Source organism: Pseudomonas sp. Pseu.R1 (assembly GCF_045764065.1).
Lineage (GTDB): Bacteria > Pseudomonadota > Gammaproteobacteria > Pseudomonadales > Pseudomonadaceae > Aquipseudomonas.
This window is the reverse complement of record NZ_JBJGEE020000001.1, coordinates 2828349-2841560: the sequence shown is the minus strand read 5'-3', so window position 1 is coordinate 2841560 and position 13212 is coordinate 2828349. Positions and strand designations below refer to the sequence as shown.

Below are 13212 nucleotides of genomic sequence, written 5' to 3'. Positions count from 1 at the left end.
ATGACTACTGCGCATGAGACGGCCGACGCCGTGCAAACCCTGATCCCGACAGTGAACGTGCACACTCCCGAGCGGGCGGCGCGTCCAAAAGTAGAGGCGGGCGTGAAGCTGCGTGGCGCGGAAAAAGTGGCGCGCATCCCGGTGAAGATCATCCCGACGGTGGAGTTGCCGAAGAAGCCGGACTGGATTCGCGTCCGCATTCCGGTTTCCCCGGAGGTTGATCGCATCAAGGCCCTGTTGCGCAAACACAAGCTGCACAGCGTTTGCGAGGAGGCGTCCTGCCCGAACCTGGGCGAGTGTTTCTCCGGTGGTACGGCGACCTTCATGATCATGGGCGACATCTGCACCCGTCGCTGCCCGTTTTGCGACGTCGGTCATGGCCGTCCGAAGCCTCTGGATGTCGACGAGCCGAAAAACCTCGCCGTTGCCATCGCTGACCTGAAGCTCAAGTATGTGGTGATCACCTCGGTCGACCGTGACGACCTGCGCGACGGCGGCGCTCAGCACTTTGCTGACTGCATTCGCGAAATCCGTGCGCTGTCACCGAACGTGCAGCTGGAAACTCTGGTACCGGACTACCGTGGCCGCATGGACATCGCGCTGGAAATCACTGCCGCCACGCCGCCAGACGTGTTCAACCACAACCTGGAAACCGTGCCGCGTCTGTACAAAGCCGCTCGTCCGGGTTCGGACTACCAGTGGTCGCTGACCCTGTTGCAACGCTTCAAGGAAATGGTCCCTCACGTACCGACCAAGTCCGGCCTGATGCTGGGGCTGGGCGAGACCGACGACGAAGTGATCGAAGTGATGCACCGCATGCGCGAGCACAACATCGACATGCTGACCCTTGGCCAGTACCTGCAACCGTCGCGCAACCACCTGCCGGTCCAGCGCTTTGTGCACCCTGACACCTTCGCCTGGTTCGCCGAGGAAGGTTACAAGATGGGCTTCAAGAACGTGGCGTCTGGCCCGCTAGTGCGTTCGTCGTACCATGCGGACGAGCAGGCCAAGCTGACCAAGTCGTTGCTGACGGCGGGCTAATGTTTTGGGCGCGGAGCGCCCAGAGCTGCGTTCCCACGCCGAGCGTGGGAACGATCATGAAGGCGTACAAAAAAGGGCCGGATAGCGATATCCGGCCCTTTTTATTTGAAATGCATTCTGACTGTACTACGAACCCTGTGGGAGCCGGCTTGCTGGCGAATGCGGTGTTTCATTCAGCGAGGATGTGCCTGACACGACGCATTCGCCAGCAAGCCGGCTCCCAAAGGGGAGGTGTTACGGCTTACGCAGATTTTCCAGCAGCTCCTGCGTCGGATACCCATCGGCTGGCCAGCCAAATGACTGTTGAGCGCTACGAATGGCTTTGCGCGTGTTGGCGCCGATGATCCCATCTGGCGCGCCCGCATCGTATTGGCGGGCCGAGAGCAGGGTTTGCAGTTCAATACGCTCAGAGCGGCTCAGAGGGCGGTCGCCGCGTGGCCACTGGCCGATAACGTAACCGCCACCGTTAAAGCGTTCTGACAATAGCCCGACGCCCAGTGCGTACGACGACGAGTTGTTGTACTTCAGAATCGCGCGGAAATTGTCCATCACCAGAAAAGCCGGACCTTTGTACCCCGCTGGCAGCAGCAGGGCGGCTTGCTGTTGCAACAGATTGGCAGGCAGTGCAGCGCCGTTCGGCTGTTTCAGACCCAGTTGCTGCCACTCACCGATGCTCTTGCGCGTCGAGGCATCTGCCAGCGCGTAGTCGAAGCCCTGACGCAATTGCACCTCGAAGCCCCATGGCTGGCCTTTCTGCCAGCCGGAGCTTTGCAGGTAATGCGCGGTGGAGGCGAGGGCATCGACGGGCGAGTTCCAGATGTCACGCCGACCATCGCCGTCGAAATCCACGGCGTGTGTGTTGTAGGTCGTGGGAATGAACTGCGTCTGGCCCATTGCTCCGGCCCAAGAACCCAGCATGTTTTGAGCATCGATGTCGCCGTGCTGGATGATCTGCAACGCGGCAATCAATTGATCCTGCGCGAACTGCGGGCGACGGCCTTCATAGGCCAGTGTCGCCAGAGAGCGAATCACCAATTGCGTGCCCTGAAACTGCCCGAAACTGCTTTCCATGCCCCACACGGCGATCAACGCCTGACGGTCCACGCCATAGCGTTGCTCGATGGCGGTCAGCACGTCGGCGTATTGCGTCAGCAGCGCCTGACCTTTGCGCACGCGCACAGGCGAAATCGCGCCGTCGAGGTATTCCCAGACAGGGCGAGTGAATTCTGGCTGGCTGCGGTCAGCCTTGACCACGCTCATGTCCGGGGTGACGCCTGCGAAGGCGCGGTCGAACACGTCCGGGCGGATACCGGCGGCCAATGCCTGAGCGCGAAACATGGACTGCCATTCGGCAAAGCTCATGGCGGGCTGGATTTCGAAATTGGAATCGTCTGGCTGAGCGACGGCGGTGGGGATGCCTGGTGCGGACTTAGCGACCGTCATGGGGGCGGCCTGGAGCGGGGTGGCGACGGCAGCGGTGGGTTGCTCCGCGCAGGCGACCAGCACGAGAAGGCTGGAGGCGGCGATCAGTTGGCGGACATGCCAACAACGGGGAAAGCTAAGGGGCATTCTGGGGTCCACAGGGAAAAACCGTAAGGTGCAGACCTTAACATGTCGGCTCTGCCGGCGGGGCGCCAGTCAGTAACCTGGCATGTTTTCACGCAGCCATAACGGAAGAAGCCTCCCAATCTCTCGACTGGAAGGCTTCGCGGCGGTAGCTGCCTTTGCCCTTGGCGGGTTGTTCCTGGCGGCTGCGGAACAGGGGTTGGGCGATGATGGATTTGGCCTTGTTCGGCCGCTTTTTGGCTTTGCTCATGGCGGTGTTCTCTGAGGTGGTGTATGACGCGGCGGGATGATGGGACAGATTGCGGTTGGGGTCTAATTGATCTGTGCTATAGCAACGGGTTCCAAACGACGGTGATCTGCTGTGGGAGCGAATTCATTCGCGAAACGGGGTGTCAGACAACGATGATGTCAACTGTGCCGACGCCATCGCGAATGAATTCGCTCCTACAGGGGATTTGTGTTGCTCTGTGGACGTTACTCCGACGGCAACGCCAGCCGCTGTCCAGCCATTTGCAGTGACAACAGGCTCAGGCTGTTCCACACCGAACCGGGCGCCTGACCTTTGATCTGCGCGTCAATGTGCTGAGCGTCCATCAGCAACTGGTTCCAGCGGCGTACCGAATGCCGTTGCAGTACCTTGCTCATCAGTGGTTTGCGCTTGTCCCAGATGGGGGGGCGGGCCTGGCTGAAGGCTTTGTCCAGGGGCACGCCCTGGCTGAACTGCAACGCCAGGTTTGCCAGCACTCGGAGTTCGCGGGACAAGGCCCAGAGAATCACCGGCGGTTCGACGCCTTCACCACGCAAGCCTTCAAGCATGCGCAGGGCGTGAGACGCCTCGCCGTTGAGGATGGCATCGGTCAGACCGAAAACGTCGAATCGCGCACTATCGGCCACGGCAGCCTGAACGGTTTCGACGGTGATCTGGCCCTCTTCGGCCGTCAGCTTGAGCTTCTCGACTTCCTGAGCGGCGGCCAGCAGGTTGCCCTCGACGCGCGCGGCAATCAGTTCGATCGCATCAGGGCTGGCGGCCAGACCCGATTGTGACAAACGCTGACGAATCCATTGCGGCAACTGGCTGGCATCCACTGGCCAGATTTGCACGAACTGCGTCTGCGCCCCTTCGACCAGTGCCTTGCCCCACTTGGTTTTCTGCGCCGCGCCGTCGAGTTTCGGCAGGCTGATCAGCAACAGTGTGTCTTCAGCCGGGCGGTTGCAGTATTCCAGCAATGCAGCAGCGCCTTTGTCACCGGGCTTGCCAGAGGGTAGGCGCAGTTCCAGCAGGCGGCGTTCAGCGAACAGCGACATGCTGGCGCCTGCTTGCAGCAGGGTGCCCCAGTCGAAGCTGGAGTCAGCGCTGAACACCTGTCGTTCATCAAAGCCTTGTTGGCGTGCTGCCGTGCGAATGGCGTCGCACGCTTCCTGGCATTGCAACGGGTCATCGCCGCTGACGACATAGACAGGCGAAAGTGCACCTTGCAGGTGCTTGGCGAGTTGGGCGGGGGCGAGTTTCATCGGTCAGAAAAGATCGGGGCCGGCGAACCGGCCCCGATATCGTCACTTGGTCGGGAATTCGGCAGGCGACTGCTGCGGCGTCTCGTCGCGAACGCGTTGAGCGGCCGCTTCAGCATCGGCTTGAGCGCGCGCTGCGGCATCGGCCTTGGCTTGCAGTTCATCCAGACGTTCAGGCGTCAGCAGTTGCAGACGGGCCATCATCTTTTGCACCAGGTCGCTGCGCATTTCCTTGCGGATTTGCTCGGCTTCCTGGTCCGAACCGATCAGGTTGTTGCCGTCATGTACGAAGATTTTCTGTGCCTGCACGTTGTCTTCCAGCAGCAGGACGTTCTTGCTGCCGTGGATTTCGTACTTGAGCACGGTGGTCAGTTCGTATTCGGCCGAGCGGCCCGAACCTACGTAGCTGGCCGTACGTTGGGTTTCATCCTCGCGGGCCAGGAACAGCTTGTACTGCGCACCGGTGTAAACATGCACACCACTGTTGGTCAGCGTTTGACGCAGTTGCGTCACGACTTCGCCATAGGCATCGCGAGCGCTTACGTCCAATTCCTTGATGGAGATGGCGTTCGTGCCAGTGCCACGCAGCTGGAAACCGCAGGCGCTCAGCAATACCGCGAGGCCCATAACCAGCAGATTGCGTTTGATCATCTTGTTGCTCCCCTTGAATCCGTTTGAGCCCGAATCTGCGAGCCCTGGAAGTGTATTCGGCGCCCGGTGATACCAGGCGCCTGATCCAATCAGCTGGCGACGATGTTCACCAGTTTGCCGGGTACCACGATCACTTTGCGGATCGTCAGGCCATCGGTGAAACGCAGCACGTTTTCGTTGGTCCGTGCAGCGGCTTCGACCTCTTCACGGCTGGCGCTGGCAGGCACTTCGATGTGGCCACGCAGCTTGCCATTGACTTGTACCACCAGTTGCAGCGAGTCCTGAACCAGCGCGGCGTCGTCGACCACAGGCCAGCCAGCGTCGATGACCGGATCGGCGTGGCCCAGCGCGCTCCACAATTGGTGGCTGATGTGCGGCGTAATCGGGGCCAGCAAAAGAGCCACGGTTTCCAGGCCTTCCTGGAGCAGCGCGCGATCCTGTTCCGATGCTTGTGGTGCTTTTTCCAGCACGTTCATCAGCGTCATCACCTGAGCGATGGCGGTGTTGAATTTGTGGTGCTGACCGACGTCCTGGCCGGCTTGCTTGATGGCCAGGTGAATCGAACGGCGAATGGCTTTCTGATCGTCCGTCAGCGCCGCTTTGTCCAGTGTGCCCGGCAGGCCAGCCGTCACATGGGCCTGGCCCAGACGCCATACGCGCTTGAGGAAACGGTGCGAGCCTTCGACGCCCGAGTCGGACCATTCCAGGCTCATGTCAGGCGGCGAGGCGAACATCATGAACAGACGGCAAGTGTCAGCGCCGTACTGATCGATCATCGATTGCGGGTCAACGCCGTTGTTTTTCGACTTGGCCATCTTCTCGATGCCGCCGATTTCCACCGGCAGGCCGTCTGCGATCAGCTTGGCGCCGATGATCTTGGCCTTGCTGTCGCGTTCGAATTCGACATCGGCCGGGTTGAACCAGGTTTTGCTGCCGTTGGCCTCCAGACGGTAGAAGGTCTCGGCGACCACCATGCCCTGAGTCAACAGGTTCTTGAACGGCTCGTTGGAGCTGACCAGACCTTCGTCACGCATCAGTTTGTGGAAGAAACGCGCGTACAGCAGGTGCAGAATCGCGTGTTCGATGCCGCCGATGTATTGGTCGACCGGCAGCCAGTGGTTGGCCGCTTTCGGGTCGACCATGCCGCCTTCGTAGTGAGGCGAGGCGTAGCGGGCGAAGTACCAGGACGATTCCACGAAGGTGTCCATGGTGTCTGTTTCGCGTTTGGCGGGTGCACCGCATTTCGGGCACGTGCACTCGTAGAATTCAGGCATGCGCGCCAGTGGCGAGCCTGCACCATCCGGTACGACGTCTTCCGGCAGTTTGACCGGCAGTTGATCTTCAGGGACAGGCACGTCGCCGCACGCGTCGCAGTGAATGATCGGAATCGGGCAGCCCCAGTAGCGCTGACGGCTGATGCCCCAGTCGCGCAGGCGGAATTGAGTGCGGGATTTGCCGAGTTCTTTCTTGATCAGCGCGGCTTCCATGGCGTCGAATGCGCCCGCGAAGTCCAGGCCGTCGAACTCACCGGAATTGATCAACACGCCGTGCTCGCCATAGGCGTCCTGCCATGGGGCAGGGGATGCATCGCCTGCGCTGGTACGCACCACCGATTTGATCGGCAGGTTGTACTTGGTGGCGAATTCGAAGTCGCGCTCGTCGTGGGCCGGAACGGCCATGACCGCGCCATCGCCGTAGTGCATCAATACGTAGTTGGCGACCCAGACCGGCAGCTTCTCGCCAGTCAGCGGGTGCTCGACGAACAGCGAGGTCGGCAAGCCTTTCTTTTCCTGGGTGGCGACGTCAGCTTCCGCGACGCTGCCGCTCTTGCATTCGTTGATGAACGCTTGCAGTTCAGGGTTGTTTTGCGCGGCGAGGGTCGCCAGCGGGTGCTCGGCGGCCACGGCCACGTAAGTCGCGCCCATCAGGGTGTCAGCGCGAGTGGTGAAGACTTTCAGTGCACCTGCTTCGCCGATCGAGGCTTGATCGTACGGGAACTGCACTTCCATCCCACGGGATTTGCCGATCCAGTTGCGCTGCATGGTCTTGACCTGCTCAGGCCAGCCCGGCAGCTCGTCGAGGCTCTCCAGCAGCTCATCGGCGTAGGCCGTGATCTTGAAGTAGTACATCGGGATTTCGCGTTTTTCGATCACCGCGCCCGAGCGCCAGCCGCGCCCGTCGATCACTTGCTCGTTGGCCAGAACGGTCTGGTCGACCGGGTCCCAGTTCACGGTGCCGTTCTTGCGGTAGATCACGCCTTTTTCGAACAGGCGAGTGAACAGCCACTGTTCCCAACGGTAGTAGTCAGGCTTGCAGGTGGTGACTTCGCGCGACCAGTCGATCGCCAGACCCAGGCTCTTGAGCTGGGTTTTCATGTAGGCAATGTTTTCGTAGGTCCATTTGGCTGGTGCGACGTTGTTCTTCATCGCGGCGTTTTCGGCCGGCATGCCGAAAGCGTCCCAGCCCATTGGTTGCAGCACGTTCTTGCCCTGCATGCGCTGATAGCGCGCGATCACGTCACCGATGGTGTAGTTACGCACGTGCCCCATGTGTAGCTTGCCGCTGGGGTAAGGGAACATCGACAGGCAATAGTATGTGTCCTTGCCTGGCTGCTCGCTGACTTCAAACGACTTTTGCTCTTCCCAGAAGGTCTGGGCGGCGGCTTCGATTTCACGGGGCTGATAGAGTTCGTGCATGGCTACTTTTGACTAGAGATTGGTGACCCTTGACCGCTTCGCTGCATTCCCGGACCGGTTGGGCATCGCTGTTCGGGCAAGGCCGTTCGGTGACGCGGTGTATTTGTGTCCGGGTGAGCGGAAGTGGAATGACAAGAAGCGCCGTAGCATACATGAGGGCAGACTGCCTAGGGAAACCCTGATTACATGCCCGCAAGCCCCGCCCGCCGTTGGTCGCGGCATCGCGCCGGTTTTCGCAGTGCCGCTAAGCTCATTGACGAGGGTATGAGTTTATCTTCAGTGAGGTGAACGGATGGCAGAGCTGCGGCACCAAGTAAAGAATCCTGATCTGTATGACCGTTTGATTGATCGTCTGGGGCTGGCCCTGGATATGGCGAAAACAGCAGTCCGGCTTCGTGATGAACATCCTCTTGAACTGGAGTTGCGTGGCTTGAGCCACGCCGAATTTCAGTTGATCGAGGCGTATCTGGATCGCAACGAAAAACATGAGGCCGTCGTAAAAGAGGAAACACCGAACATCGTAAAGAAGGGCAGTTCCAACACTTCACGGGAGCCTTCGGAGCCGTTCCGCGCCCCGCGTCCAGCGGCCAATGTCATCTGGCTGAAGGATCAACGTCGCGCCAAGGTGTCGGCAAAGTTGAGTCGCTACAGTTCCAGCAAACATTTCAAGCGGTAACGATTACGGGTGTCAGTCCCGTCTGATTAAGCATTGTTGCTTAGTGTCATTCCCATTAGGCTTCGGGCATCTTCTGGAGATGCCCGATGCCTGTTCGATATTTCATCAAAAATATTCTTTTGCCGCCGGGCATCTTTCTGCTGCTCTTGCTGTTTGCCTGGTGGCTGAGAAATGCCCGGCCACGTCTGGCCCGCCTGTTGTTTTGTGTGGGGTTGTTGGGGCTGACCGCAATGAGTCTGCCGGTTGTCGTCGAATGGTCGGCTAAAGGTATTGAAAGCGTTCCGCCTCTTTCGCGGAGCGAATGGGCAACCTTGGCGCAGCGCGCTGACGCTATCGTGGTATTGGGTTCGGGGCGTGAGCGCAACGACCCGAGCTGGGGGGCGGATATTCCGACCGGTGTTGCGCTTGAGCGCCTGCGCTATGCCGCTCGTTTGTCGAAGGCATCGGGCCTGCCGATTCTGACTACGGGTGGTTTGCATTATGGCGAGCCTCCGAGCGAAGCCGCTATCATGGCTGACTCGTTGCGAGATGACTTTGGCGTAACGGTGCGCTGGCAAGAGGGTGAAAGCCGGACGACGTGGGAAAACGCGACGATGAGCGCGGCGACTCTGCTGCCGCAGGGCATCAAGCGTGTGGTCGTGGTGACGCAGGCCTGGCACATGCCGCGTTCGGTCTGGAGTTTCGAGAAGGCGGGTTTTGAAGTGGTGCCTGCACCGGTCGGTTTTTTGAGTGTCGACAATGCCCGGCCATTCGGTGGCTGGACGCCTGAGGCTAAAGCTGTCTGGCAGAGTGGGCAGTTGCTGAATGAAGCGGCGGGGCTGGTGGGGTATCGGTTGTTTTATCGCTGATCGAAACTACGCAGATCACCTGTAGCAGTCCGGCTTGCCGGCGAAAGTGCTGGGTCAATCAAAGCAGCATTGACTGACATATCGCAATCGCCACCAAGCCGGCTCCCACAGTTTCTGCGTCGGACACGAGATTTAGGCTCGGCGCGATCCTCGTGGGAGCCAACTGGGTGGCGAAAGCCGTTGATCAGGCAACATGGAATCTCCCACAGGGATTGGTGTTGTAGTCGAGCCTTGTGTCAAACCGTCTTGGCAATCCGGCTCGCCAGCAGCGCCCAGCCAATCAAGAGCACCGACAGAATGATCAGCGGCCACGAACGCCAGTGCAGGTAAGGCGTGAGTTTGTGCATAGGCGTAACCTCGCCATACATCACTGCACGCTGGAACTGCGGGACGGTGGTGGTGATCTGGCCGAACGGATCGATCAACGCGCTGACGCCGTTGTTGGTGGCGCGGATCATCCAGCGGCCGGCTTCCAGCGCGCGCATTTGCGCCATTTGCAGGTGCTGCAAGGGACCAATCGAGGTGCCGAACCAGGTGTCATTGCTCACCGTCAGCAACAAATCGCTCTGGGCAGAGAGTCCGGCGGCAAACTCCGGGTAGACCACCTCGTAGCAAATGAACGGTGCGATCTGATAACCCTTGGCCTGCAACAAGGCCTGATCGGCAGGGCCTCTGGCGAAATCCGACATGGGCAGATCGAAGAACGTGATCAGCCCGCGCAATACATCCTGCAAAGGCACGTATTCACCGAATGGCACCAGCTTCTGCTTCAAGTAGGTGCCATCTCCTTCGCCGGTCACGGTGATGGCGTTGTAGTAACGGTACTCGCCGCGCCCGGTTTTCTGCCGCAGGGGGACGCCTGTGATCAGGGCCGAGTCGCGGTCGGCGGCGAATTTGCCCATCACCGACAAATAGCCTTCAACCGACTCCTTGAGCACCGGCACCGCAGTTTCCGGCCAGATGATCAGGTCGGCTTTCTGCGAGGTGAACGTCATGTCGCGGTACAGGGCCAGTTGTGCATTGAGCGCAGCCGGGTCCCATTTCATGCTTTGTTCGACGTTGCCTTGCATGGCCGCGACTTTCAGCGGCGTGCCGGACGGCTCGGTCCATGCGTGGTTTTTCAGGCTCAGGCCGATGCCCCAAGGCGCCAGCAGCAGAGCGACGCCTGCGGCGAGAAAGCTTTTGCGAGCGCGCAGCCGTGGCAGGTTGCAAAGCAGGGCGGCGGTCAAGGCGAGACTGAAGGAGATCAGCCACATGCCACCCAATGGCGCGAGGCCTTTCAAGGGGCCATCGAGCTGGCTGTAACCGGAATAAAGCCAAGGGAAGCCGGTCAGGAACCAGCCACGAAACATTTCCTGACCAAACCAGAATGCGGCGAAGGCGAGGGCGTCGGCCAACGGCGCTTCGTTACGACGAATCCAGCGCGCCCACAAAAAGGCGGGCAGGGCGAAGAAGAACGCCACCGACGCGCAGAACAGCACCATCAGGAAGCACGCCAGCCACACCGGGGCTTCGCCGTAAGTGTGGATGCTGACGTAGATCCAGCTCGTCCCGCCGCCGAACATGCCGAAGCCGTAGGACCAGCCGCGCCACAACGCCTGCCGTGGTTTCAGGTCGCGCAGCCCAAGGTAGAAGACCACCAGCGCGACAATCGCCAGTGGCCAGATATCGAACGGCGCAAGGGCCAGGGTGGTCAGTGCGCCAGCCGCCACGGCCAGCAGGTTACCGGGCCAGCCGGGGCGAGTGATCCAGCGCATTTTCATTCCTTTTTTACGGGATACGACGTTACGAGCGGGAGATCGGGCTCAGGCGCAGCAGATGAATACGACGGCTGTCAGCATTCAGAATGCGGAAACGATACGCGCCGATTTCGGTGATTTCGTTACGTTTGGGCAAATGCCCGAACGCGTTCATCACCAGACCGCCCACGGTGTCGAATTCGTCATCGGAGAATTCGCTGTCGAAAAACTCGTTGAAGCTCTCGATCGGCGTCAGCGCCTTGATCAGGAAGTCGCCGCTGGGCAGCGGTTTGATGTAGCTGTCTTCCTCGACGTCGTGCTCGTCTTCGATGTCGCCAACGATCTGCTCCAGCACGTCCTCGATGGTCACAAGGCCCGCAACACCACCGTATTCGTCGATGACGATGGCCATGTGGTTATGGTTGGCGCGGAATTCACGCAGCAGCACATTGAGGCGCTTGGATTCCGGCACGAAGGTCGCCGGACGCAGCAGGTTCTTGACGTCGCCTGCGCCGCCGTTGTCCTTGAGGATCAGAGGCAGCAGGTCTTTGGCCAGCAGCACGCCGAGCACGTCGTCGTGACTTTCGCCGATGACCGGGTAGCGCGAGTGCGCCGAATCGATCACGGCAGGCAGGAATTCACGAGGGCTCTGGCTGGCCTTGATGCTGATCATCTGCGAGCGCGGCACCATGATGTCGCGCACCTGCAAGTCAGCGACCTGAATGGCGCCTTCGACAATGGCCAGTGCTTCGCTGTCCAGCAGCTTGTTCTGATGGGCTTCGCGCAGCAGCTCAAGCAGCTCCTGGCGGTTTTTCGGCTCATGGGCAAATGCCTGGGTCAGTTTGCCCAACCATGACTTTTGCCCGTTGCTCGATCGGTCTTCGCTCATAGCCCTTACTCGTGGTCCTTGCCTGGTGTTTCTGTAGATGGTGTGTCGACGAGTTCATCGTCGGCGTAGGGATCGGGATAGCCCAGCTCTGCAAGCAACTCCCGTTCCAGCGCTTCCATTTCCTCGGCTTCATCGTCGTCGACGTGATCGTAGCCGAGCAAATGCAGACAGCCGTGAATCACCAGATGCGCCCAGTGTGCATCCAGCGCCTTGCCTTGCTCGGCCGCTTCACGCGCGACCACCGGGACGCAGATGACCAGATCGCCCAGTAACGGGATGTCGAGGAGTTCATCGGGGACTTCGGCAGGAAAGGACAGCACATTGGTGGCGTAGTCTTTGTGACGCCACGTGTGATTCAGTTCCCGGCCTTCGGGTTCGTCGACCAGCCGGATGGTCATTTCCGAGTCAGCCGTGCGCTGGCGCAGGCCCATTTCACACCAGAGGCGGAACTGAGCTTCGCTGGGGGCGCTGGCTTCACTCGCGACTTGCAGATCCAGCTCAAGCATCGCGGCGGTAATCCCGTGCAGGCTGCTGTTCGGCGTGGCTCGCTTCGAAGCGCTCGTAGGCTTCGACGATGCGTTGCACCAGCGGGTGGCGCACGACGTCCTTGGGTTTGAAGTGGGTGAAGCTGATGCCCGGCACGTCCTTGAGCACTTCGATGACGTGGGTCAGACCGGACTTTGTGCCGCGCGGCAGGTCGATCTGAGTAATGTCACCAGTGATCACAGCGGTGGAGCCGAAGCCAATACGGGTCAGAAACATCTTCATCTGCTCGACGGTAGTGTTCTGACTCTCGTCGAGAATGATGAAGCTGTTATTAAGGGTGCGACCGCGCATGTAGGCCAGCGGTGCGACTTCGATCACCTGCTTCTCGATCAGCTTGGCGACGTATTCGAAGCCGAGCATCTCGTACAGTGCGTCGTAGAGTGGTCGCAGATACGGGTCAATTTTCTGCGCCAGGTCGCCTGGCAGGAAACCGAGCTTTTCGCCTGCCTCGACTGCCGGGCGAACCAGCAGGATGCGGCGAATCTGCTCGCGCTCCAGCGCATCGACCGCAGCCGCCACTGCCAGGTACGTTTTACCCGTACCGGCCGGGCCGATGCCGAAGTTGATGTCGTTGCCGAGGATTTCTTTTACATAGCGCTGCTGGTTCAGGCCGCGTGGGCGAATCATGCCTTTTTTCGTGCGAAGCGCCACGCCAGCGTCGGCGGCAGGGTGATTGTCCAGCTCTTCGACGCCGGACTCTTGTAGAAACAGGTGAACCATGTCCGGGGACAGTTCGGTGCTCTTGGTTTCCCGATACAGCCGACGCAGCAGGTTCTCTGCCGAAGTGGTCTTTTTCGGCTCGCCGATCATTTCGAACTGGCCGCCGCGGTTGCGGATCTCGATGTCCAGACGCTGTTCGATCAGACGCAGGTGTTCGTCGAATTGCCCGCACAAGTTGGCGAAGCGATGGGCCTCAATGGGTTCGAGGCTGAAACGATGAGGTTCGATAGATGCGTTCAAAGTGGTTTTTAGCCGCCCGACGGCAATAAAGGTGAAATGAAGGATAACCCCTGTCGGCAGTGTCCGAAAGGGTTGGCTTACTAATGGTTAG

Annotated in this window: 11 protein-coding genes and 1 pseudogene; 3 read left to right on the top strand and 9 right to left on the bottom strand. The window is 60.0% G+C overall.

The annotated features are described in order from the left end of the window. Positions 1-1041 (top strand): lipoyl synthase, encoded by a 1041-nt coding sequence (gene lipA / locus ACI5GA_RS13120; protein ID WP_404634215.1) that lies wholly within the window; start codon positions 1-3, stop codon positions 1039-1041. A 234-nt stretch (positions 1042-1275) separates the two neighbouring features. Here lipA and ACI5GA_RS13115 read toward each other — a convergent pair. The 5 genes and pseudogenes from ACI5GA_RS13115 to leuS all read right to left on the bottom strand — a co-directional run. Then, positions 1276-2421, bottom strand: a pseudogene (locus tag ACI5GA_RS13115) (lytic murein transglycosylase); the annotation flags it as partial. Positions 2422-2698: 277 nt separating this feature from the next. Then, positions 2699-2857, bottom strand: coding sequence for an alternative ribosome rescue factor ArfA (gene arfA / locus ACI5GA_RS13110; RefSeq protein ID WP_404634213.1), 159 nt, complete (start codon positions 2855-2857; stop codon positions 2699-2701). A gap of 224 nt (positions 2858-3081) precedes the next feature. After that, on the bottom strand, positions 3082-4119 hold the full coding sequence (gene holA, locus ACI5GA_RS13105) for a DNA polymerase III subunit delta (protein ID WP_421422964.1): 1038 nt from the start codon (positions 4117-4119) through the stop codon (positions 3082-3084). Positions 4120-4161: 42 nt separating this feature from the next. After that, a complete protein-coding gene (gene lptE / locus ACI5GA_RS13100; RefSeq protein WP_421422963.1) occupies positions 4162-4767 on the bottom strand; it encodes an LPS assembly lipoprotein LptE in 606 nt (201 codons plus the stop codon). An 89-nt stretch (positions 4768-4856) separates the two neighbouring features. Beyond that, positions 4857-7463: a leucine--tRNA ligase gene (leuS, locus tag ACI5GA_RS13095; RefSeq protein ID WP_404634207.1), complete on the bottom strand. Its 2607-nt coding sequence runs from the start codon at positions 7461-7463 to the stop codon at positions 4857-4859. A gap of 292 nt (positions 7464-7755) precedes the next feature. On the opposite strand from leuS, the gene ACI5GA_RS13090 reads away from it, so the two are divergent. Further along, entirely contained in the window at positions 7756-8139 is a 384-nt protein-coding gene (locus tag ACI5GA_RS13090) for a hypothetical protein (protein ID WP_404634205.1), read from the top strand. 86 nt (positions 8140-8225) lie between these two features. After that, positions 8226-8987 (top strand): YdcF family protein, encoded by a 762-nt coding sequence (locus ACI5GA_RS13085; RefSeq protein WP_404634203.1) that lies wholly within the window; start codon positions 8226-8228, stop codon positions 8985-8987. Positions 8988-9223: 236 nt separating this feature from the next. Here the strand turns inward: ACI5GA_RS13085 and lnt are convergent, their stop codons facing one another. Genes lnt through ACI5GA_RS13065 form a run of 4 tightly spaced genes read right to left on the bottom strand, consistent with a single transcriptional unit; the run spans position 9224 to position 13121 of the window. Further along, positions 9224-10744, bottom strand: a complete 1521-nt coding sequence (lnt, locus tag ACI5GA_RS13080) for an apolipoprotein N-acyltransferase (protein WP_421422962.1) — start codon at positions 10742-10744, stop codon at positions 9224-9226. Between the two features lie 28 nt (positions 10745-10772). After that, positions 10773-11615 carry an HlyC/CorC family transporter gene (locus tag ACI5GA_RS13075; RefSeq protein WP_421422961.1) on the bottom strand — a complete coding sequence of 281 codons (843 nt, stop codon included), beginning with the start codon at positions 11613-11615 and terminating at the stop codon, positions 10773-10775. 5 nt (positions 11616-11620) lie between these two features. Next, a complete protein-coding gene (gene ybeY / locus ACI5GA_RS13070) occupies positions 11621-12121 on the bottom strand; it encodes an rRNA maturation RNase YbeY (protein WP_404634199.1) in 501 nt (166 codons plus the stop codon). Further along, the gene (locus ACI5GA_RS13065) at positions 12114-13121 is read right to left on the bottom strand and encodes a PhoH family protein (protein ID WP_421422960.1); all 1008 of its coding nucleotides are present in this window, start codon (positions 13119-13121) and stop codon (positions 12114-12116) included. The genes ybeY and ACI5GA_RS13065 overlap by 8 nt, the downstream gene beginning before the upstream one ends. Positions 13122-13212 lie beyond the last annotated feature (91 nt).

Excerpts from the sequence above, each read along its gene's own strand:
- lipA (WP_404634215.1), top strand. The coding sequence starts at position 1 with ATGACTACTGCGCATGAGACGGCCGACGCCGTGCAAACCCTGATCCCG.
- arfA (WP_404634213.1), bottom strand. The coding sequence starts at position 2,857 with ATGAGCAAAGCCAAAAAGCGGCCGAACAAGGCCAAATCCATCATCGCC.
- holA (WP_421422964.1), bottom strand. The coding sequence starts at position 4,119 with ATGAAACTCGCCCCCGCCCAACTCGCCAAGCACCTGCAAGGTGCACTT.
- lptE (WP_421422963.1), bottom strand. The coding sequence starts at position 4,767 with ATGATCAAACGCAATCTGCTGGTTATGGGCCTCGCGGTATTGCTGAGC.
- leuS (WP_404634207.1), bottom strand. The coding sequence starts at position 7,463 with ATGCACGAACTCTATCAGCCCCGTGAAATCGAAGCCGCCGCCCAGACC.
- ACI5GA_RS13090 (WP_404634205.1), top strand. The coding sequence starts at position 7,756 with ATGGCAGAGCTGCGGCACCAAGTAAAGAATCCTGATCTGTATGACCGT.
- ACI5GA_RS13085 (WP_404634203.1), top strand. The coding sequence starts at position 8,226 with ATGCCTGTTCGATATTTCATCAAAAATATTCTTTTGCCGCCGGGCATC.
- lnt (WP_421422962.1), bottom strand. The coding sequence starts at position 10,744 with ATGCGCTGGATCACTCGCCCCGGCTGGCCCGGTAACCTGCTGGCCGTG.
- ACI5GA_RS13075 (WP_421422961.1), bottom strand. The coding sequence starts at position 11,615 with ATGAGCGAAGACCGATCGAGCAACGGGCAAAAGTCATGGTTGGGCAAA.
- ybeY (WP_404634199.1), bottom strand. The coding sequence starts at position 12,121 with ATGCTTGAGCTGGATCTGCAAGTCGCGAGTGAAGCCAGCGCCCCCAGC.